The sequence below is a fragment of the Pseudothioclava nitratireducens genome (assembly GCF_029210495.1).
GTDB lineage: Bacteria > Pseudomonadota > Alphaproteobacteria > Rhodobacterales > Rhodobacteraceae > Pseudothioclava > Pseudothioclava nitratireducens.
This window is the reverse complement of record NZ_JARGDK010000010.1, coordinates 85,030-105,225: the sequence shown is the minus strand read 5'-3', so window position 1 is coordinate 105,225 and position 20,196 is coordinate 85,030. Positions and strand designations below refer to the sequence as shown.

The window sequence follows — 20,196 nt, the reverse complement described above, 5'->3', positions numbered from 1 at the left end:
CCATACACCTCGATGGCCACCTGAGATTACACCGAAGACGGCGCTGAATTTACACCACGTCCGTGGACGCTACCCTCCCGCCGCCGAAAGCAAAATCGTCGCCATTCTTCAGGCTCCTTCAGGAAAATCGAAACGCGCCACGATGCGACGCTGCCACGGAAGAGAGAGAGGGCTCTCGACCACTCCGTGACCTGTATAGGCATGGATAAAACTGGCGCTGAGGCCCGTCTCCGCCTGAATTCCGAGATGCTTTGCAACGGATCCGTCGCGCATCCGAAAAAGCAACACCTGCCCCGGTCGATCCGGATGAGCAGCCTTGATCAGATGCCGCTGAGCCCCTGCCCAAAGCTCTTCCTGACGGGAGGGCTCCGACCAATCGGCAGTATAGGGCGCTATCTGTTCCGGCTCACATCCGTAAAGCGCCCGCCAGACGCCACGTATCAGGCCCAGACAATCACAGCCAGCACCTCGCACCGACGCTTGATGAAGATAGGGCGTGCCCAACCAGTCACGTGCAAGCCGAACGATCCGAGCCGCCCTATCCGCGTCGGCGGCGCTCATCGGAACAGGCTCCCACCATCGTTGCTGCCGCTCGCCACCGGATAGGACATCAGCCAGTCCTCGCCGGGGATATGCGGGAAACCCCGAAAGTTCAGGAAATTACTGAACTTCAAACGACAAGTCTCCGCGCGCCGGTCGCACCCGGCTTCAAGTCGTACCAGATCGCCCGGAGACACCTCCGCACCAATCCGTTGCCAAAGCTCAATCTCCCGCGTTCCGGCCTTGCCAATGCGATCATTCTTGATCACACCAACCAATCCACTGGCTTCGCCACTCAGGATGCGCAGGCGTCCCTTGACGAACCATCGCGCATCGAACGCCGCTATATCGTCGAAGACGAAGCGCACGCCATCTTCGACCGCAGCGGCGGGCCCTTCATAGAAATAGCCCGCAGTTAGAGGATCGAAACGACACGACGCGTCGCCCAGAACCGCCGAGCACCTGGGATGATAGATACGCCCATTCTCCGCAGAGAGCGCCTCGGTCAAACCCCGCAACTCAGCCGTGAATGCACCCGCGCCACGGGTTATTTCGCCGAAATGCCCGCGAAACCGAAGCGCGCGTTGTCCGACATCCGACCAGTTGACGATCCATGCGCGGACCTCGGCCCCGTCATATCGACCTGCCAGGATATCAGCCTCACTGATCGCCTCCGAACTCAGCGCCCCAAAACTCTCGGTGTTGTCCACCGCAAGCCCCGTGCTTTGGCTCAGCGCTTTCGCCGTCATCCCGCTTTCCGGCGCAAAGCGGATACCTTCGAATTCGAGCGCACAATCGTGATCGGTGAAACCGAGGACCAGACCATCACGCCGTGTAATCGCCCACGCCCGCGCAACCGTCGAACTCCCCTCGGCCAGATGTGCTTTCAGTTCTTCAGAATAAACCATCAGATGCGCACCTCCACGACAGGCACCTGCGGCAGATCACCAGCCTGAAAGGATGCGACCGAAACCTGAATACGATCGGTGTCGAAACGCACAGGCACGTCGAACTCGAACCCAGCCGAGATCCGCGTGCCCTCGGCAGGCGCGTCATAGAAAGTCACGATCCCAGAGCCCAGATCGACATCCCAATGGACTGCCTCTGCCTGATGATCACCCTGCACGCCGACCTTTACCGTGCCCAGAACCGGTTTGGTGATCGGACGGGTGTAGGACACACCGCCGGACACATAGCTCTTGCTCAGCTGAAAGCTGCGCGTTTCACCATCACCGGTGCCGATGATCTGATCCTCGTAGTGGATTTCTTTCGAAGCCGGGCAGGATTTGTAGTCGGCCCAGTCCTTCCAGCGAAACCCGTGCAACTGGCCCTGCCTTGCCTCGAAAAACGCCAGAAGCCGCTCTACGTCGTCAAGCGACCGCAACCCGACGCCCGCATCGTAATGCCGACGCGAATGCGCCCAGGGCGTGTTGCGTTCTTCAAAGCCGTTGGCCAGCGTCACGATCTCCGTGCGACGTTCCGGCCCCCCGACCGAGCCAAAGCTCAGATTGGCGGGAAAACGAATCTCATGAAATGCCATTGCTCTTGCTCCTCAGCGATTACGCTCGCCACGCGCCAGCGCCCGGCTCATCTGCGCCGCGATCTGGCTCTGGCTGCGGGCAAAGCCGGATACGTCCGGCGTGGTGATATTCATCACGACATTGACGGGCCGCCCACCGCCCTGCGCCTGCACGCCCAACCGACCATCCGCACCACGTGTAAGCGGCATGATCGCCTCCGGGCCGGCCTCCCCCATCAACCCGGTCGCTCCGCGCATCGGAAATGTTGTGGGCGACGAAATCACACCGCCACGCGCGAAGGGCATGACCCGCCCCTGAGCAAAGCTCCCGCCATTCGCAAACGGCAAAAGCCCGCTCAGTAACCCGTTGATCCCCGAAGCAACCGCCCCACCCACCGCGGTCTGCACCGGCCGCATGGCTACGTTGTAAACGCTGTCAGCCATACTCTTGGCCACGTCGCGCAACGCATCCGAAAGTTTCATGCCGTCAAACACCAACCCATCAAAAGCGCGCCGAAGACCGCGCCCCATCGAGTTGGTCAGCGTGCCGACCTCGCGCCCTGTGAACACCATGCTTTCCCGCATCCGCGAAAGCTCGTCATTGAAGGCCCCCGCCATCGCTTCGGCCCCACCAAGGCTCTTTTCCAGCTCGGCAGCCTGCTGGCTCAGATCGTCAAACCCGTCCACTTCAATCATCCGTCCGTCCTTTCAGAACCGTCATTACCCGCCATGCGCGGCCTATCGGGCCATTGCGCGGCCAATGCGTCTAACCGCGCCCGTGTCAGCGGTGGCTCACCCGCCGTCGTGCCCAGCATCAAAGCCAGTTCCGCCGGCGTCAGCGCCCAGAACTCTGTGGGACGCAGGCCAAGCCCCCGCAGCCCGACCCGCATCAGGCCTGGCCAATCAAGGCCCGCCGCACTCATGCGCCCCCCGGTACCGTGAAAGCGCGCGCCAGAAGCATCGCCGCGATGCGCGCCGCTTCGACGGGCCCGCCACCGATCTCTACCGTTCGCAGATCGGCACTCGTGCCCGTCCAACCGCCTCCGCGCAGCCCGGCAACCAGCAAAGCCAAGACGTCACGCGTCGAGAATTGCCCCTGCTCGAACCGTTCAACGAGCGCCAGCAGGCTCTCCTCGCCGAGATCAGCCTCCAGTTCGGCAAGCGCCCCAAGTGTCAGCTTTGCGACATGGCGCGCGCCATCAAGCTTCACCTCAACCTCTCCTGCCAAGGGGTTCACCATGTCAGCCTCAGACCGCTGTGAAGCTCAGCGCACCCGCCGATGCCATCGACATCTCGTAGGTCGCCTCGCCGTTATGGCTGCCGGCATATTCGATCGCCGTAATCATGAACGGCCCCTCGATGATGCCGAAATCAGGGATGATCACCTGAAACTGCGGTACCTCCCCGTCGAAAAAGATCTGGCGTGCCCGCTCGTCGGTCGCCTGATCCTTGAACACGCCCGAGCCGGAAATTGCTGCCGATTTGACGCCCGCGCCGCCCAGAAGCTCGCGCCATCCGCCCTGACTCTCGAGCGAAGTCACATCAACCGTCTCCGCGTTGAAGCTGATCCGCGAAGCCCGCAGCCCCGCGATGGTTTCGAATTGCCCGCCCCCGTTGAGATCGAGCTTGATCAGAAGGTCTTTGCCGTTCTGCGCCGCCATGGCTTTTCTCCGTATGTGAATTGATGATGCCCGGCCAAAGTCCGCGCTCCGGCCAAGATGAAATCGCTCAGGCTTCGACCCGTGCGCGGAAGGTCAGATCGATCCGCCGCGCCTCGCCCGTCTCCACGCGCCGAGCTTTCGCCCGCAGAAACCAAAGCCCCACGAGTTGCCCACGCGCGAGAACCAGCGCCGCACCGCTCAGCGCATCCGAAATCGCCGAGGCGACCGCCTTCGCGGTCTGGAACCCGGCCTCATCGGTGATGACCGACACGACAAAATCGTGGATAGCCCCATCCCCGGTTTTGTCGGACGCGTCGCGCGCGTCCTCCGGGCCAAGACTCACGTAAGTTCCGGTCGTCGTGCCAGGCGGAACCGCGTCATAAATTGCGTCGCCGACAAGCCCGTCGAGCACCGGATCATCTTGCAAACATTGATAAATCGCGGCCTGAAGCGCCGCACCGATCGCATAGCTCATGCCACGACCTCCTCGCGGGTGAAACAGGTCAGGTAGTGGCCACGCATGTCGTGTTCCGCCACCGCGAGAATGCGAAAGATCCGCGTCCCGTCCCGAAACCTCTGCTCAGGGCGCGGGCGGCGTGGGGACCCCTCCGGAGCAGCCCTCAGCACGATCCGGAACGGCACCGACGCCAGCGTCACGAACTCGCCAGCGCGCTCCACCCCGGTCCCGGGCGTCACCTGAGCCCACACCTCGCCAAGCGCCTGCCAATCGAGCGAATAGCCGCCCGCCCCATCCGGCATCCGCTGCGCCTCTTCCAGGACCAGACGGCGATTGAGAACGGGCGCTGTCATGACCGGCCCCCGATCACGCGCACCGTGCGCCAACGTTCGATCAGCGCCATCACGCCGAAGGGCATCGCGCCTGCATCGCCGACGTTGTCATGGCGCTGCTCGAAATATTGCGCGGCCAACAGGAAAACCGCCTGCGCCAGATCCACCGGGACCTCAGACCAGCTCGCCCCAAACCCCGCAGTGAACGCGATCTCAACACGCCCTCCGACCGGAATGCCCGGCAGCAGCCCCGTGGCCGAGGCCAGCCGGGGCCGTGCCATGTCGCGCACCAGCTGATAGCGCGACGGATCGACCACATCGCGCGTCTCGTCGCGTGCGATCATCGTCACACCGCCGACAATGCTCACCGGCGAAACCGGCAACGGTTGCGCCGCATCACCACGCCAGTCGTCCAGCGCCAGCAGAAAATCGCGCGATAGCAAAACCTTGCTCGTGCGCCCTTCGATTGCGGCAATCGCAGCCCTCAGATAGGCTTCCAGCGCCACATCCTCCGCCCCGACATCGGCAAAACCGGTGCCAAGCCGCAGATGGTCCCGAAACTCGGCCAGCGGCAGTGCCTCGGAGGCAATCGCCGTTATTTCTTTCAGCATCATGGAATTACTCCGAAATTCGCAGTTTACCCGGCGCGCTCCTGGCGCAGTCTCGGGCAGTTCGGACGCAGGCCCGCCCGCCGCCGCTCGGACGGAGGGAGCAGCTAGGCGACGACAGCCAAACCCGCGTCCGCCTGATCAAGGGAACCCCCCTCGTCAGAGGCCGGGGTCACCCCCGGCCCGCTTCACCCCCCTTACGAGGCGGCGAATTTCAGCAGCTTGATCGCGGCAAAGTCACTCACATCGCCGCCCACGCGCTTGGACGCATAGAAGAGGACGTGCGGCTTGGCCGAGAAGGGATCGCGGAGAACGCGCAGATCCGGACGCTCGGCGATGGTGTAGCCCGAGGCGAAGTCACCGAAGGCAATCGCGGTTGCGCCCGAAGCGATATCCGGCATGTCCTCGGCGATCAGTACCGGATAGCCCATCAGACGCGCGGGCTCGCCCGCTTGCAGACCGTCGGTCCACAGGAAGCGGCCATCGGCATCCTTCATCTTGCGCACAGCGCCTGCGGTCTTCGAATTCATCACGAAAGCCGCGTTCGCGCGGTATTCCGCCTCCAGCGCATAGACCAGATCGACAATCGCGTCAGCCGGGTTCGAGGCCGAAAAATCGCCATCCGCGCCGGTTGCGACATAGCCAAGCGAGCCCCAGGCCCACGCGTCATTCGCCACGTTCGAATGGGTCAGGAAGCCGGTCGGCTTGTCGATGCCATCGCCATTGACGAAGGCAGCAGCCTCGGCACGCGCGAATTTCTCGGCGATACGGGTCGCAAGCCAGGTCTCGACATCGAACGCGCTGTCGTCGAGCAGACGCTGCGAGGCTTTCGGCATCGCAGCCAGCTCGTAAAGCGGAATCGAGATACGGTCGATCTGGGGCGTCGCGGTCTCGGTCAGCGAGGCGGTTTCGGTCGCCCAGCCGGAACCCAGCTCCGAGTGGTCCACCAGCACATCGAACGAGGTGGCTTCGACATTCACCACATTGGCGATCGAACGGATCGAAGCGGTCGATTTCAGCACGCCTCGGATGGTCTCCGAGGTTTGCGGATCAACCAGGTAGCCGCCCTCGGCGGACACGGCGGTGTTGAGCGCCTTGCCCTCAAGCGAGAGGCCACGCAGCGCGTCGTCATCGCCCGAGCGCAGGTAAGCGGCAAAGGCTTTCTGATGCGGCGCCTCTTCGGTGGCAGCAGCGGAAAGGGCGGGACGCCCGGCGGTCATGGTCTTGGTCTGCATCATGGTCAAACGTTCTTCCTGTTGTTCGAACTTGGATTTAACTTCACCCTGAAAGTCTTTGATTTCCTTCAGGAACCCGGCCAGCGCGGTTTTCACCTCAGCCGCCGGGTCCGGGCCTTCGGACATACCCGTCCCGGCCCGAGCCTTGGTCTCGGTCTGCATCGTCACTCCATCTCCATGGGTCAGTCTGGGCCGCGCCACTCAGCGGGCGGCCAGTTCCGCGGTGGCACCTCGCAGCACCTCCGCCAGCTTGCGCCAGTTCGCCGCCTCAAGGCTTTCCCCCTTGGCTGCGACCCGCGCCTCTCGAAGCATCGGAAAGGTCACCAGCGACACTTCCCAAAGCTCCAGTTCCGCAAGAAGCCGCTGGCCTTTTGCGTTCTTCTCGGCGGCTACGGTGCGATAGCCGATCGACAAACCGTCAATCGCCCCCGCCTCGATCAGCGCCGCCGCTTCGCGTGCACGTGCCACGTCAGGCAGCAATCGCCCTTTGACGTAGAGCCCGCGCTTATCCTCGTGAATCTCGTCCCAGATGCCGATCGGCTGGGCCGGATCGTGCTGCCAAAGCAGCTTGACAGAGCCGCCCCGCGCCTTGATCCGCTCAAGGCTCTTGGCATAGGCGCCCGGCAGCACCACATCGCCGCCCTGATCGGGCAGGCCGAACAAGCTCGCATAGCCCTCGATCACGCGTCCCTCGGTTAGCTTAACCTGCGCCTCCTGCGCGCAGAACTTCAACTCAAGGCCGTAGTCATTTGTAATCATGTGAAATTCCTTATCTAGGCGCGTATTCAAGAACGCCTTGCACCGCCTGAGTCAGGATCACGGCAACCACGCCGTAAACCGTCATCCAGAGGCGCCGCTCAAGCCCCTCCATCATCGTCTCGATCCGGCCCAGCCGCTTCTCGACCTGCCCGAATTGCAGCTCCATGATCTTCTCCGTCTGCTCGAAACGCTGTTCGTGAACCTCGAACGGTTCCTTGAGAAAGCGCGACCCGCCCGTGCTCATCTCAGCCCTCCGAGATCGGCGGCAGCCCCAGCAGCACCCGTTTCTCCGCGTCGCTCAGGAAGCTTGCCTCGCCCACGCGCTTCCACTGCTGGTCACGTTCCGCAGCAAGCGCCGGGATCTGGTCCAGATCGGGCCGCAACTCGATTGCCTCACCCAGATGCGTGGACAGCCACCACGCCACTGCCGCCGACACACGCGTCGCCAGCGGCAGCACCGTCAGGCGATAGAATGCGCGGTGGGCCTCTGCGTAGTTGGCGTAGGTGGCGTCGCCCGGAATACCCAAGAGCATCGGCGGCACGCCGAAGGCCACCGCGATCTCGCGGGCCGCCGCCGCCTTGGTCTGGTGAAACTCCATATCCGAGGGGCTGAACCCCATTGGCTTCCAGTCGAGACCACCCTCCAGCAACATCGGACGCCCGGCATTGCGCGCGCCCTGATGGTGGGTCTCCATTTCGAACACGAGCCGGTCATACTGATCCGGGCTCAGCGAACCCTGACCGTCCGCGCCCTTATAGACGATTGCCCCGGAGGGACGCGCCGCGTTGTCCAGAAGCGCCTTCGACCATGCGCTGGCCGAATTATGCACATCGATCGCCGTCGCCGCCGCCTGCATCGGCGACAGCCCGTAATGGTCGTCCTGCGGGTGGAAACTCTTGATGTGGCAGATCGGGTCGGGATGTCCGGTCATGTCGAACCGATGCTTGCGTCCGCCCACCGTGTAGTCATAAGCAACCGGCCAGCCATCCGCGCCGGGCACGATGCTCATCCGATCCGAACGCAGGACGTGCAGTTCTTTCGGCAGACCCGCCTCCGGTGCAACCGCCTCCAGATAGCCGTCGCCCGACAGCAGAAGCTGCCCATAAAGTGCCTCGAACAGCTCCGCGCGCCCCTGACCCGGATTGGGCCGCCGGATCAGCTCGATCAGCGGGTGCATCTCGTAGCGGCGTTCACGATCCTGACAGACCAGAGGCACCGCTGCTGCCGCCTCTGCAATTAGCTTCACACAGCGAAAGCCCACCGGGTTGCCGGTGAAGCCAGTCCGCGTCAGGCTTCCAGTGTCGCGCGGGCTCCAGACGACGCGGCCCGACCCGCTCGCCATCGCAACGATCCGCCCGGTCTTGGAGGCCTTCACCTCCGGCACCGCCTCGGATGCGGATTTGCGAAAGAAGTTCATCACCATTGCTATCTCCTCGTCACGGCCCCGCCCCGCGCGGGGGCCAGCCAAGAAAAAAGGCCGGGGAAATCCCCGACCCTTGAAATGTGCGTCACCCCGGAAGCCGGGGATCACACCCCCGAACCCCCGTGGCGTATTTCCGGTTTGATGAAAGCCATCAGAGGCTTCGGACCTGTGGACGCCGCCAATGCGCCCCCGGTTCGATCATCAGCTCATGGAGCGCCCAGACCAGAGCATCCAGCCGGTCTGGTGATCCTTGCCCCTGATAGCCCTTCACGGTCATCTGGCACATCTGATCCTCCAGCGCGCCAAGACGCGCCGATTTCAGGTGATGGACGCGCCCCTGCTCATAGAGCGCCGCCACGGGCTCGGCCCGCGCGGCCTTACCCCGTCCGGCCCGAAGCGCCTTGAACGGCACCAACGGGTCGATCTGGCGGATCACCCCCTCGATCAGGTCACCGCCCTGGTTGACCTCCGCCACCAAGCGCTCAGCCCCATATTTCTCCATCGCGCGGATCGCGGCACGGGCCCAATCGGTCGGCTTGCCCTTGACCGAGCAATCCTCAAGGACAACGGCGCGCCAATCCTGCACCGGGCCTTCGGTCACCGCGCCGACGACAACAATCCCACACTCGTCGGAGCCCGCATTTGCCGTCACCGACGGATCGAGCGCCACCACGATCCGGTCGAATTTGGGCAGCCTCTCAACCCGCCCCGCTTCGATCGCCGCCGAAGACCAAAGCGCGCCCTCGATATCGTCGAGCAGCACGCCATCGAGCTCCTGTCGACCCAGCCGCGTCCCCGCATAGCGCGCCCGCACTTCCTCGAGGAAACTCTCGGCCAGATAGGCGCGGTTGGCCTCGGTGGGTGCATGGGTCACCACCGTCGATGGGTTGTTCAGGATCGCCTTGAGCACGCCTATATTGCGCGGCGTCGTGGTGATCACCTGTTGCGGATGATCGCCCAGCCGCAGCGCGAATTGCAGCATGTCCCAGCTCTCCTCGGCCTTCTTCCATTTGGCGAGTTCATCGACCCAGGCCGCATCGAATTGCGGCCCCCGCAGCGCCTCCGGCTCATGTGCCGAGAAGGCCTGCGCGATGGCGCCGTTCGGCCAGACCAGCCGCTTGCGACCCGCCTCCCAGACAGGCCGTCGGTCGGGCGGCGAGCAGGCCAAGATGCCGCTATCGCCAAAGATCATCACCTCCCTGACCTGATCGAAGGTTTCGCCCACCAGCGCCAGACGCCGCGCCTTGCCGGGGTCGAGCGGTCTTGCGCCTTCCACCATGGAACGCACCCACTCGGCCCCGGCCCGCGTCTTGCCCGCACCGCGCCCGCCCATGATCACCCAGCTTTTCCAGGCGCCACTCGGCGGCAGCTGATGCGGCAGCGCCCAGAACTCGAACATCCACGGAAGGGCCAGAAGCGCGTTGTCATCCAGCCCATCCAGAAAGGCATCAACATCCTCCTGCGTCGCGGAGGCGAGCCAGGCGGCGCCCGATCTCAGTGCGTGCTGCGTCGAAGTCGAGGGCGTAGCCGTCAACGACCCCTGCAGCTTCTCTGCGGAGTTTCTCAACGCGATTCCTTTCCTCTAATGCCGCCTGGAGCGCCGCCCGAAGGTCCCTGACCGCTTGTCTGGCGGCCTTTGCTTCGGTCAGGTCGCCCTGACGTATGTTGCTCATCGCCTGTTCGAGATCGTCTACGATCCCGCGATACAGCGTTTCGGTTGCCTTCAGCATTCCCTCTGAAGGGGTGTTCTCATCCGAGAAAACATCCATCTGTCGTGAACCCGCCTCTCATGCCGTTGCACCGCACGAGCGAAATAGAAAAGCGCCATCGGGTCACCCCGTGGCGCTTGCCCACTTCTCCTAGCATGTCATATCTCTACCTTAGAGCGTTCGCAAAGTCAAGCACTAAATCTTGGGTTGCATCGAACGCCCAAGAAAAAACCGGGCGAAAACCCGGTTTTCTCTAATGAAACAAGGACCGTACGCTACTGCGAGTTTTGTTGCGCTTCGATCTCGCGCCACTTGGCCACGTTGCGATTATGCTCCTCGAGCGTGGTCGCAAAGGCATGTCCGCCCGAGCCATCCGCCACGAAGAAGATATACTGAGTCTCATCCGGGTGCAGCGCCGCCTCGATAGAGGCCCGCCCCGGATTCGCAATCGGCGTCGGCGGCAGCCCGTCGATGACATAGGTGTTATAGGGCGTTTCGCGGCGCAGCTCCGACTGACGCAAGCCGCGGTCCAGCACACCCTCGCCATTGGTCACGCCATAGATCACCGTCGGGTCCGTTTGCAGTTTCATCCCCTGCCGCAGCCGGTTGATGAACACACTGGCGACCTGCTTGCGCTCGGTCGGCACGCCGGTTTCCTTCTCGATGATCGAGGCCATGATCAGCGCCTCTTCAGGGCTCGCATAGGGCAACCCATCCTCGCGCCCTGCCCACAACTCTTCAAGGATCGCCGCCTGACGCTTGCCCATCTCGTCGAGCACCGCCTGACGGGCCATGCCGCGGCTGATCTGATAGCTATCGGGCGCAAGGCTCCCTTCGGGCGGCACCGCCGCCACAGAACCATCGAGATAATCGATAGCCTTCAGCCCCTCGACCACCTGCCAGCTCGTGACGCCTTCGGCAATAGTCACCCGAAGGCGCAGATCGCCCTTCTGCTCGGCTTCGGCCACCACGGACGGAGTGTCCTCCTCGGCCGGGCGCCACTTGGCGACCTCCACAAAACTCGCAGTCTGCGGGTCCAGCTCGCGCAGCACCGCATCATTCGCCCGCACCCCGATCCGCAGGTTCAGTTCCGCCCCACAGGTGGACGGCCCGCCATCGGTCAGCTTTCCGATGATCTGTTCCATCGAAGCGCCGGGCTCGATCAGGTAAGAGCCAAATTTGAGCTGGCTCGCCTTGCCGGTATAATCCGCGCCCGCCCGGAACAGATAGGCCGAGGAAATCGCGCCCGCCTTGGACAGATCCGCCGAGACTCCGCGCAGGTTCGCCCCACGCTCCACCCGGTAGCAGATCGCATTGGCCAGCGGCCCTTCCGACACATATTCACGCTTCGCCCAGGACACCATGCCGAAGGCTGCGATCAGCACCACGATCAGGATGCTGAGGAAATTGGACACGATATGACGCCACATCAGTCGTCAACCCGCCCCATGACCAGCGAAGCATTCGTGCCGCCAAAGCCAAAGCTGTTGGACAGAGCCACCTTGATCTCACGCTTGCGCGCCGCGTTGGGCGCAAGATCAAGCTTCGGCGTTACCGCCGGGTTGTCGAGATTGAGCGTCGGCGGCGCGACCTGATCGCGGATCGCCAGCACGCAGAAGATTGCCTCAACCGCACCGGCCGCGCCCAGAAGGTGACCGATCGACGACTTGGTGGAGGACATCGTGGCCTTCGCCGCCGCCTCGCCCATAAGCCGCTCCACCGCGCCAAGCTCGATCGTATCGGCCATGGTCGAGGTGCCATGCGCGTTGATATAGTCGATATCGCCCGGCGTCAGCCCCGCGCGCTCGATTGCCGCTTTCATCGAGCGATAGCCACCATCGCCATCCTCGGCAGGCGCCGTGATGTGATAGGCATCGCCCGACAGCCCGTAGCCCAACACCTCGGCGTAAATCTTCGCGCCGCGCGCCTTGGCGTGCTCGTATTCCTCCAGGACGACGACACCCGCGCCCTCACCCATCACGAACCCGTCGCGATCCGCGTCATAGGGGCGGCTCGCCTTGGTCGGCTCATCCGCGCGCTTGGTGGAAAGCGCCTTGCAGGCGTTGAAGCCCGCGATCCCGATCTCCGAGATCGGGCTCTCGGCGCCACCCGCCAGCATCACATCCGCATCGCCCAGCATGATCAGCCGGGCCGCATCGCCAATCGCATGCGCCCCCGTCGAGCACGCCGTCACAACCGCATGGTTCGGCCCCTTGAAGCCGTAGCGGATCGAGACCTGCCCCGAGACGAGGTTGATCAGCGCCCCCGGAATGAAGAAGGGCGACACGCGCTTTGGCCCGCGCTCCTTGATCAGCACCGCCGTTTCGGCAATCGTCTGCAACCCGCCAATGCCCGAACCGATCATCACGCCGGTGCGCAGGCGGCTTTCCTCATCCTCGGGCATCCAGCCCGCATCGCGCACCGCCTGATCGGCCGCCGCCATCCCGTAAAGAATGAACTCGTCGACCTTGCGCGCCTCTTTCGGCTCCATCCAGTCGTCCGGGTTGAACGTGCCGTCGCTGCCATCGCCACGCGGGATCTCGCAGGCGTATTTCGTTACTACATTCGAGGCATCGAAGCGCGTGATCGGACCCGCGCCCGATTGACCGGCCAGCAGCCGCGACCAGGTCTCTTCGACACCGCAAGCCAGCGGCGTGACCATCCCAAGACCCGTGACAACAACCCGACGCATGCGATCCCTCATAGGCTGATTTCCATTGGAATTCTGATACACGCATGGGCCAGAGCGCGCAACGCCTTGGGGCGCGGCGATCAGCCGGATCATGCCGACACGCAGAGGCGCAGCGTCACCTTTCTGCGCCGTCGTGACCTGCCAATGCCGCTAACCCTGTGCCGGACTGGCCGCGACAACCCGGTCGCGGCCCTTACGCTTCGCGGTATAGAGCAGCAAATCCGAACGCCCGAACAGGCCTTCGATGCTCTCGCCACCGTCCCACTGGGCCAAGCCCGCCGAGATCGTGACCCGAAACGGCGTGCCGTCAGGTGCCTGGAGGCGCATCTGCGCGACCGAGCCGCGCAAACGCTCCGCAACCTCTGCCGCCGCACGCGCCTCGGTTCCGCGCAACAGAACGGCGAACTCGTCGCCACCGATACGGGCCAGCGTATCGCCCCACCGAAGCCCCGCTCGCACGCGCCGCACCACGCGCTTGAGCACCAGATCTCCAAACGCGTGCCCCCACAGGTCGTTGACCCTCTTGAAATCGTCGAGATCAATCAGCAAGAGCGCGAAAGGCTCCTGATCGTCAGCCACCTGAGCGCGGCTCAAATGGCGCTCGAACATCGCCCGGTTGAACACCCCCGTCAGCGGATCGCGCAGCGCCAGATATTTAAGGTTGCGCTCCGATGCCCGCCGTTCCGCATCGCGTCGTTCAGCCTGAAACGCCGTCAGCGCCAGCAGGATCAGATAGACCCCAGCGATCGTGGCAATCATCAACACGCTTGCCCCGTGCGACATCGGTGGCGGGAAGGCCATATGGAAGACATGATGGATGGCGACAGGCACGGCGACACCGATCACGATCATAAGGCGCGCCTGAGGCCCCGCCGCATAGGGGCTCAGCACTGCGCGCAGCACCCCGCGATGCGGATAGCGCAACAGACCGGCTGCCGATATCAGGACTAACGCCCAAAGAAGCGCAGGATCTTGGGGCGCACCGAAGGGCATCACGCCATCCACCTGCGCCAACAGCAGACCGACCGAGAACATCACCGCCACAAAAGCCGTCATCTGACTGCGCACGAACCACCCGCGCCGACGCATCAGCACGCAAAACCCGATAAGCGTAAGGCTCGCAACAATCGGCGTGTCAGGCGGCGCAAAGGCATCCAATCCCGCGCCCCTCTGCCAGAGCGACACGGCAGTTAGCCCCACAACCAGCGCCACAACCGCCCAGCTTCCATGATAGACCAACCGCTCATCCCGCGCCCGCAGCGCCAAAAGCCCGCCTAACAGCCCGGCAAGCATCAGCAGAACGGCATGCGCTGCGTCCCCTCCTGAAAGATCGGAAATACTGGCTGTTTCGGCACGCAGTATGTGCCGGAGCAACACCAATACCGCCAGCAGAGCGCCAATCGCAGCAATGGCGCGAGATACAACGTAAGCGCGCCTGTAGCACGGTCTTCCGTAGCCTTGGACCATTACTTTCATCGCCCTGTCGCACAGTCCATGTTGACCTGAGAGTCAGCAACCCTAGGACGATTGACGACGAACGCGAAATAACCGAAGGAATAGCCATAGTGGATAGTGGCGGAAGTTCGCGCGCTGTGTGGTGCTCTAAAACCCAAGCTGATAGCGCGCCAATTCGGCATAGCGGGCCCCATCGGCGCGCAACTCCGAGGCAAAGAGCGCAAAGCTCGTGATCTCAACGGCGGGCAGAGCCAGCCCCGCCATCTGCGCCAGATAGGCCGCGAGAGGGACCGAGAGCTTCGAGTCGAAGCGATGGCCAAACCGTGCCAGCGTCACATGCGGACGAAAGCGTCTGCGCGGCAATGTCATCCCCGCCCGCCGAACCGCTGCGGCAACCCCGGCCTGCAACGCGGTCAGTTCCGGCACCGGACGCACACCGAGATACAGCAGATCGGGCGTCTCGCTATCGAGCAGATCCAGACCCGCCAAATCCAGACGGAATGGCGCCGCACGCAGATGCGAAAGCTCCGCATCCAGCGTCTCAAGCGCGTCCACATCCTGATCGCCGAGAAAAGCCAGCGTCAGATGCAGGTTCTCGGGCGGCACCTTGCGTCCCACCGAAAGCCCCGCCTGCACGCGTGCGATGCGTTCGACGGTCTCGGTCGGGAAATCTATCGCGATGAAACTGCGCATGGGCCTGCCCCGAAATGAAAACGGCGCCCCGAAGGACGCCGTTCAAACCAGTGATCCGTCAGGGATCAGGAGGCTTCGGTGATGAACTTCACCGCGTCGCCAAAGGTCTGGATCGTTTCAGCCGCGTCATCCGGGATCTCGATGCCGAACTCTTCTTCGAAGGCCATCACGAGTTCCACGGTGTCCAGGCTGTCTGCGCCCAGGTCGTCGATGAACGACGCGGTCTCGGTGACCTTGTCTTCTTCCACGCCCAGATGCTCGACGACGATCTTCTTCACGCGATCTGCGATCTCGCTCATGTCCATTCCTCAATCTCGGGGGCCCATAGTGCCCCAATTCAACCCTTGCTCGTTCCGAGCGGCTAGCGCGCCCTGCTTATCGCAAGGCAGCCGGCAGGCGGGTCGCCCCCCGGCCGTCTGCCGCCTGATAGCACATTCCGGCCCCAAGGCAAGCCGTTTTGCGCCTCCCCTCGGCGGCGTCTGGACGCAGGGTCAAGCGCCCCTCTCGGGACCGACCCCGCGCCAACCCCCTCAAACCATTGCCATTCCGCCGTTCACATGCAGAACCGCGCCGGTCACGTAGCCCGCCTCGGGGCTCGACAGATAGAGAACCGCCGCCGCGATTTCCTCGGGCGAGCCCATCCGGTTTGCCGGAATCTGCGTCAGGATTCCCGTTTTTTGATCGTCCGTCAGCTTCTCGGTCATGGCGGTTGCAATGAAGCCCGGCGCCACACAGTTCACGGTGATGCCGCGCGTGGCGACCTCATAGGCGAGCGACTTGGACATGCCCACAACCCCGGCCTTCGAGGCCGCGTAATTGCCCTGCCCCGGATTGCCGACCGCGCCCACCACCGAGGTGATGTTGACGATCCGGCCCCAGCGCGCCTTCATCATCCCACGCAGAACGCCGCGCATCAGGCGGAAGCTGGCGGTCAGGTTCACGTCGAGCACCGATTGCCACTCATCATCCGACATCCGCATGAACAGGTTGTCGCGCGTGATGCCCGCATTGTTCACCAGAATATCGACGCCGCCCATCGCCTCGGCCGCCGCCTTGGGCAGCGCCTCGACCGAATCCGGGTCCGACAGGTTGGCGGTGCAGACATGCGCCCGCGCGCCCAGCTCGTCGGCCAGCGCGCGCAGCGGTGCCTCGCGCGTCCCCGAGAGTGCAACCTCTGCGCCCGCCGCGTGCAGCGCTTTGGCGATCTCGCCACCAATGCCGCCGGAAGCGCCAGTCACAAGCGCACGTTTTCCTGCAAGATCAAACATTTGTAAGCCTTTCTTCAAGCAGTCTCTCAACTGCTATGCTGTCCTGTTCTTCAAAGTCCCCGCAGGCGCGCACCCGCTTAGCCCTTGAGTTTCGCGATATCCTCCGGCGTGCCGATGGCGACGCAGGTCGCCTCTTTGGCGATGCGCCGGATCATGCCCGAAAGCGCCTTGCCCGCGCCGATTTCCCAGAATTCGTTCACACCCTGCCCGGCCATCCACGCCACGCTCTCGCGCCAACGCACCGAGCCCGTCACTTGCTCGATCAGCAACTCCCGGATCAGCGCCGGGTCGCTCACGGCCTCAGCGCGCACGTTGGCAACGACCGGCACGACCGGCGCCTTGATCTCAACGCCCGCCAACGCCTCGGCCATACGATCCGCCGCAGGCTGCATCAGCGCGCAATGGAAGGGTGCGCTCACCGGCAGCATGACGGCGCGCTTGGCCCCCTTCTCCTTGGCAATCTCGACCGCCCGCTCAACCGCAGCCTTATGGCCCGAAACGACGACCTGCGCCGGATCGTTATCGTTGGCCGCCTGACAAACCTCGCCCTGTGCGGCCTCGGCGGCCACTGCGGCGGCCCCCTCGAAATCAAGCCCAAGAAGCGCAGCCATCGCGCCAACGCCCACCGGCACCGCCGATTGCATCGCGTCGCCCCGCACCCGCAACAGCTTGGCCGTATCGCCGACGCTCAGCGCGCCCGCCGCACAAAGCGCCGAATATTCCCCAAGGCTGTGCCCCGCCACAAAGGCCGCATCCGCGACGCCAAAGCCCTCGGCCTCAAGCGCGCGCAGCGCCGCGATCGAAGTGGCCATCAGCGCGGGCTGCGCATTCGCCGTCAGCGTCAGCTCGGCAATATCGCCCTCCCATATCAGCCCCGACAGATCCTGCCCCAGCGCGGCATCGACCTCGTCGAACACGGCCCGCGCCGCCGGATAGGCCTCGGCCAGGGCCTTGCCCATGCCAATCGCCTGTGCGCCCTGTCCGGGGAATACGAATGCTCGGCTCATGCCAACCTCCACAATCATCGAATTGTCCCGGTCTAGCCTGACGCGAGGGCACAGACAACATCTTGTGCACAAATCCTGTGCGCCCCACGGCATGGTCGACACACACACCGCAGCTTAGACTGCGCGAAACAAATCAGAGGCCCCCATGTTCTCCAACACCTCCCAAAGCTATGGTTTGCCCGCGCGTGCGCTGCACTGGCTGACCGCGTTGCTGATCCTCTCGGCCATCGCGCTCGGCCTTTATGCCGAGGACCTCCCCCGCGAGACCAGCGCGCAGGCTGAAACCCTCAAATCCCTTTACTCGCTGCATAAAACCATCGGCGTCGCCGCCTTCTTCACGGCACTCCTGCGCATTCTCTGGGCCCTCACCCAGCCCAAGCCGGCGCCACTCCATCCCGAGCGCAAGGCCGAAACGACCGCCGCGGAGGTCGTCCATTGGGCGCTCTACGGCGCTATGCTGATCATGCCGCTGTCGGGCTGGATCATGCACGCCGCCGAAAGCGGTTTTGCGCCGATCCTGTGGCCCTTTGGCCAAGATCTGCCCTTAGTGCCGAAAGCCGAAGCCCTCGCCCATAGCGCGAAAGCGGTCCACAAGCTTTCGGCACTGGTGCTTTACGGGTCCGTCGGCCTGCATGTCGCGGGCGCGCTTAAACATGCGCTGATCGACCGCGACGCGACCCTCGCGCGGATGACGCGCGGGGTCGCTGCGGGCGGCCCGCCCCTCCCCCATGGTGTCGCGTCACCGCTGGTAGCCCTTGCGCTCTGGGCGGGCGTGATCGGTGTCGGGCTTACCCTACCCCAAGATACCCCCGCCGCGCCCGCCCCGGCCCTCAGCGAAGCCACCGTGTCCGAAGGCAATTGGCAGGTGAGCGAAGGCAATCTCGCCTTCAGCGTGATCCAGATGGGCGCAGCCGTCGAAGGCAGCCTGCCCAACTGGACCGCGACGATCCGCTACGATGAGATCAGCGGCACGGGCGATGTCCGCGTCGAGATCGACACCACGGCCCTGCGGCTCGGCTCTGTCACCGATCAGGCCAAGGGCCCGGAGTTTTTCGACACGTTCACGCACCCGACCGCGGTTTTCGAGGCCACCCTCACCCGCGACACAGACGCCGCGCACCTCGCCCAAGGCACGCTATCGCTGCGCGGTGCGGTCCAGCCCGTGACACTGCCCTTCACGCTCGAAATCGACGGAGATACCGCCCGGATGCGCGGAGAGACCGCGCTCGACCGCCGCGACTTCGGGATGGGTGCAGGCTACACGGATGAGGCCACTGTCGGCTTCACGGTCATCGTCGCGGTCGATCTGACGGCCACCCGCGCCGACTGACCCCTCTTTCAGCATAGCAAAAAGGCCGCCGGATCACTCCGGCGGCCTTTCTGTTTCAGCGGTTCAGGCGCTTACTCGGCCTTCATCGCCTCGATCGAGATCGAGATCTCGACCTCATCCGAAACGTAGGGCGCGAACTGGCCCATGTCGAACTCCGACCGGATCACGGTGGTGGTCGCGTTGAAACCGACCCACGGCTTCTTGGCCATCGGGTGCTCAGCCATCTGGGTCATCTCGGCATCCAGCGTGATCGGCTTGGTCACACCATTGATGGTCAGATCGCCGGTGATCTTGCCGGTTTTCTCGCCGGTGACTTCAATCGCGGTCGAGGTGAACGAGATTTCCGGGGCGGCTTCAGCACCGAAGAAATCTTCGGTCAGGAAATGCGCGGTGCGCTCGTCCCAGCCGGTGATCAGCGAGGCGGTCGGGAACGCCACGGTCACCGAAGAGGCCGCCGGGTCTTCGGCATCGAACGAGATCGTGCCCTCGAAGCCCGAATACATGCCGGTCGTGGTCGAGAAACCAAGGTGGTTATAGGTGAACACGATCTGGCTGTGGCTCGGGTCGAGCGTGTAGGTCTCGGGGGCGGCGATGGCGGCACCGGCGAGACCGAAGGCCAGACCGGAAGCGAGCAGCAGGGATTTCATGGAAAGCTCCTTTGGAGGATTGCAAATACCCTCCAAAGCTAGTCGATCCGCATCTTGGCTCAATTCCACATGATCCAACAGGTTCTGCGCGCCCGCGCGCAGAACAACCGACATGACACCGCCGCGCTAATCCCGCCCCTCCGGCGGCCAGGAACTCGCCGTCGCCTTTAGCTGAAGCAGGTTGAACCCATCGCATTGAAGCGTTTGCAACGGCTCGAACGCAATATGTTCCGGACCGACACCAAGCGAAATCCTCTCGGCCAGGGCCTCAGCCGTGGCCAAGCGATAGACGGTCGCAACGCTCAGATCGCGTGAGAACCGACCGGCGTCGTCCTGCGTCACCGCCCCCGCGCTGATCGTCGGGCGACACGGATGCCGGACATCGCGCCCCAGCATCCCCCAAGCCACGAACCTCTCTGGCACCGCAGGCGGATAGACAACGGCGAAATCGTCACAACCATACATGTCCGAAGGGAGTTGATAGCGCACGCCCGAGCGATCCTTCAACGCAACGCTCGCGCTAAAATACGCATCACGCATATTCACGACACAGGCACCCGCCTCGGTTGCAGCGGTGGCCCCCCAAAACACATGAGTCGGCACCCCGTCCTCAGCGGTGACTATCGGTATTTCGGTCTGGCTCATATCTGCGTCGATAATGGCCCGAACCATCCCGGAGGTGCGCCTGGCGAAGTCGTCCGCAGCGCCCTCTGAACGCGATGCGGTATGTCCGGGGATCAGGCCGGACAGAAGGTGCAGCCCCCAATAGGCGCCGACGCCCAGACCCAGCACGACGACAAGCACCGCCACCATACTCTTACGCACGCTTACCCCCCTCTGCGATATCCCGAAACCTGACG

Annotated in this window: 25 protein-coding genes; 1 reads left to right on the top strand and 24 read right to left on the bottom strand. The window is 63.8% G+C overall.

Annotated features, from left to right (window positions below; translation table 11 throughout):
• Nucleotides 1-108: 108 nt before the first annotated feature.
• From P0X85_RS12265 to fabD, 22 genes are all read right to left on the bottom strand, one after another.
• A complete protein-coding gene (locus P0X85_RS12265) occupies nucleotides 109-561 on the bottom strand; it encodes a C40 family peptidase (RefSeq protein ID WP_275813656.1) in 453 nt (150 codons plus the stop codon).
• Nucleotides 558-1,448: a DUF2163 domain-containing protein gene (locus tag P0X85_RS12260; RefSeq protein ID WP_275813654.1), complete on the bottom strand. Its 891-nt coding sequence runs from the start codon at nucleotides 1,446-1,448 to the stop codon at nucleotides 558-560. The genes P0X85_RS12265 and P0X85_RS12260 overlap by 4 nt, the downstream gene beginning before the upstream one ends.
• Nucleotides 1,448-2,080, bottom strand: a complete 633-nt coding sequence (locus P0X85_RS12255; RefSeq protein ID WP_275813652.1) for a DUF2460 domain-containing protein — start codon at nucleotides 2,078-2,080, stop codon at nucleotides 1,448-1,450. The genes P0X85_RS12260 and P0X85_RS12255 overlap by 1 nt, the downstream gene beginning before the upstream one ends.
• A 12-nt stretch (nucleotides 2,081-2,092) precedes the next feature.
• Nucleotides 2,093-2,755: a phage tail tape measure protein gene (locus tag P0X85_RS12250; protein ID WP_275813651.1), complete on the bottom strand. Its 663-nt coding sequence runs from the start codon at nucleotides 2,753-2,755 to the stop codon at nucleotides 2,093-2,095.
• Complete coding sequence (locus P0X85_RS12245) at nucleotides 2,752-2,982, bottom strand: rcc01693 family protein (protein WP_275813649.1); 231 nt, start codon at nucleotides 2,980-2,982, stop codon at nucleotides 2,752-2,754. Before P0X85_RS12245 ends, P0X85_RS12250 begins: the two co-directional genes overlap by 4 nt.
• Nucleotides 2,979-3,299, bottom strand: a complete 321-nt coding sequence (locus P0X85_RS12240) for a gene transfer agent family protein (RefSeq protein ID WP_275813647.1) — start codon at nucleotides 3,297-3,299, stop codon at nucleotides 2,979-2,981. Before P0X85_RS12240 ends, P0X85_RS12245 begins: the two co-directional genes overlap by 4 nt.
• Nucleotides 3,300-3,306: 7 nt before the next feature.
• Nucleotides 3,307-3,720, bottom strand: coding sequence for a phage major tail protein, TP901-1 family (locus tag P0X85_RS12235; protein ID WP_275813644.1), 414 nt, complete (start codon nucleotides 3,718-3,720; stop codon nucleotides 3,307-3,309).
• Nucleotides 3,721-3,787: 67 nt separating this feature from the next.
• Nucleotides 3,788-4,195: a DUF3168 domain-containing protein gene (locus P0X85_RS12230; protein WP_275813642.1), complete on the bottom strand. Its 408-nt coding sequence runs from the start codon at nucleotides 4,193-4,195 to the stop codon at nucleotides 3,788-3,790.
• Nucleotides 4,192-4,530: a head-tail adaptor protein gene (locus P0X85_RS12225; protein ID WP_275813640.1), complete on the bottom strand. Its 339-nt coding sequence runs from the start codon at nucleotides 4,528-4,530 to the stop codon at nucleotides 4,192-4,194. Before P0X85_RS12225 ends, P0X85_RS12230 begins: the two co-directional genes overlap by 4 nt.
• The gene (locus P0X85_RS12220) at nucleotides 4,527-5,123 is read right to left on the bottom strand and encodes a head-tail connector protein (protein WP_275813638.1); all 597 of its coding nucleotides are present in this window, start codon (nucleotides 5,121-5,123) and stop codon (nucleotides 4,527-4,529) included. Before P0X85_RS12220 ends, P0X85_RS12225 begins: the two co-directional genes overlap by 4 nt.
• Before the next feature lie 191 nt (nucleotides 5,124-5,314).
• Entirely contained in the window at nucleotides 5,315-6,514 is a 1,200-nt protein-coding gene (locus P0X85_RS12215; protein ID WP_275813663.1) for a phage major capsid protein, read from the bottom strand.
• A 39-nt stretch (nucleotides 6,515-6,553) separates the two neighbouring features.
• Complete coding sequence (locus P0X85_RS12210; RefSeq protein ID WP_275813636.1) at nucleotides 6,554-7,111, bottom strand: HK97 family phage prohead protease; 558 nt, start codon at nucleotides 7,109-7,111, stop codon at nucleotides 6,554-6,556.
• Between the two features lie 10 nt (nucleotides 7,112-7,121).
• Entirely contained in the window at nucleotides 7,122-7,355 is a 234-nt protein-coding gene (locus P0X85_RS12205; RefSeq protein ID WP_275813634.1) for a GTA head formation protein, RCAP_rcc01685 family, read from the bottom strand.
• Nucleotide 7,356: 1 nt separating this feature from the next.
• Nucleotides 7,357-8,535, bottom strand: a complete 1,179-nt coding sequence (locus P0X85_RS12200; RefSeq protein ID WP_275813631.1) for a phage portal protein — start codon at nucleotides 8,533-8,535, stop codon at nucleotides 7,357-7,359.
• A gap of 151 nt (nucleotides 8,536-8,686) precedes the next feature.
• Entirely contained in the window at nucleotides 8,687-10,033 is a 1,347-nt protein-coding gene (locus P0X85_RS12195; RefSeq protein ID WP_275813661.1) for a DNA-packaging protein, read from the bottom strand.
• A gap of 486 nt (nucleotides 10,034-10,519) precedes the next feature.
• The gene (gene mltG, locus P0X85_RS12190; RefSeq protein WP_275813628.1) at nucleotides 10,520-11,674 is read right to left on the bottom strand and encodes an endolytic transglycosylase MltG; all 1,155 of its coding nucleotides are present in this window, start codon (nucleotides 11,672-11,674) and stop codon (nucleotides 10,520-10,522) included.
• A complete protein-coding gene (gene fabF, locus P0X85_RS12185) occupies nucleotides 11,674-12,936 on the bottom strand; it encodes a beta-ketoacyl-ACP synthase II (RefSeq protein ID WP_275813626.1) in 1,263 nt (420 codons plus the stop codon). Before fabF ends, mltG begins: the two co-directional genes overlap by 1 nt.
• A 150-nt stretch (nucleotides 12,937-13,086) precedes the next feature.
• On the bottom strand, nucleotides 13,087-14,313 hold the full coding sequence (locus P0X85_RS12180; protein WP_275813622.1) for a GGDEF domain-containing protein: 1,227 nt from the start codon (nucleotides 14,311-14,313) through the stop codon (nucleotides 13,087-13,089).
• 225 nt (nucleotides 14,314-14,538) lie between these two features.
• Nucleotides 14,539-15,084, bottom strand: coding sequence for an RNA 2',3'-cyclic phosphodiesterase (gene thpR / locus P0X85_RS12175; protein ID WP_275813619.1), 546 nt, complete (start codon nucleotides 15,082-15,084; stop codon nucleotides 14,539-14,541).
• 65 nt (nucleotides 15,085-15,149) lie between these two features.
• On the bottom strand, nucleotides 15,150-15,383 hold the full coding sequence (locus tag P0X85_RS12170) for an acyl carrier protein (protein ID WP_275813616.1): 234 nt from the start codon (nucleotides 15,381-15,383) through the stop codon (nucleotides 15,150-15,152).
• 231 nt (nucleotides 15,384-15,614) lie between these two features.
• Nucleotides 15,615-16,352: a 3-oxoacyl-[acyl-carrier-protein] reductase gene (fabG, locus tag P0X85_RS12165; RefSeq protein ID WP_275813613.1), complete on the bottom strand. Its 738-nt coding sequence runs from the start codon at nucleotides 16,350-16,352 to the stop codon at nucleotides 15,615-15,617.
• A 77-nt stretch (nucleotides 16,353-16,429) separates the two neighbouring features.
• Complete coding sequence (fabD, locus tag P0X85_RS12160) at nucleotides 16,430-17,359, bottom strand: ACP S-malonyltransferase (protein ID WP_275813609.1); 930 nt, start codon at nucleotides 17,357-17,359, stop codon at nucleotides 16,430-16,432.
• Between the two features lie 145 nt (nucleotides 17,360-17,504).
• On the opposite strand from fabD, the gene P0X85_RS12155 reads away from it, so the two are divergent.
• Entirely contained in the window at nucleotides 17,505-18,689 is a 1,185-nt protein-coding gene (locus tag P0X85_RS12155; RefSeq protein ID WP_275813606.1) for a cytochrome b/b6 domain-containing protein, read from the top strand.
• Nucleotides 18,690-18,760: 71 nt separating this feature from the next.
• On the opposite strand, the gene P0X85_RS12150 is transcribed toward P0X85_RS12155, so the two are convergent.
• Nucleotides 18,761-19,336 (bottom strand): YceI family protein, encoded by a 576-nt coding sequence (locus P0X85_RS12150; protein WP_275813603.1) that lies wholly within the window; start codon nucleotides 19,334-19,336, stop codon nucleotides 18,761-18,763.
• 126 nt (nucleotides 19,337-19,462) lie between these two features.
• Entirely contained in the window at nucleotides 19,463-20,161 is a 699-nt protein-coding gene (locus tag P0X85_RS12145; protein WP_275813600.1) for a hypothetical protein, read from the bottom strand.
• Nucleotides 20,162-20,196: the final 35 nt, after the last annotated feature.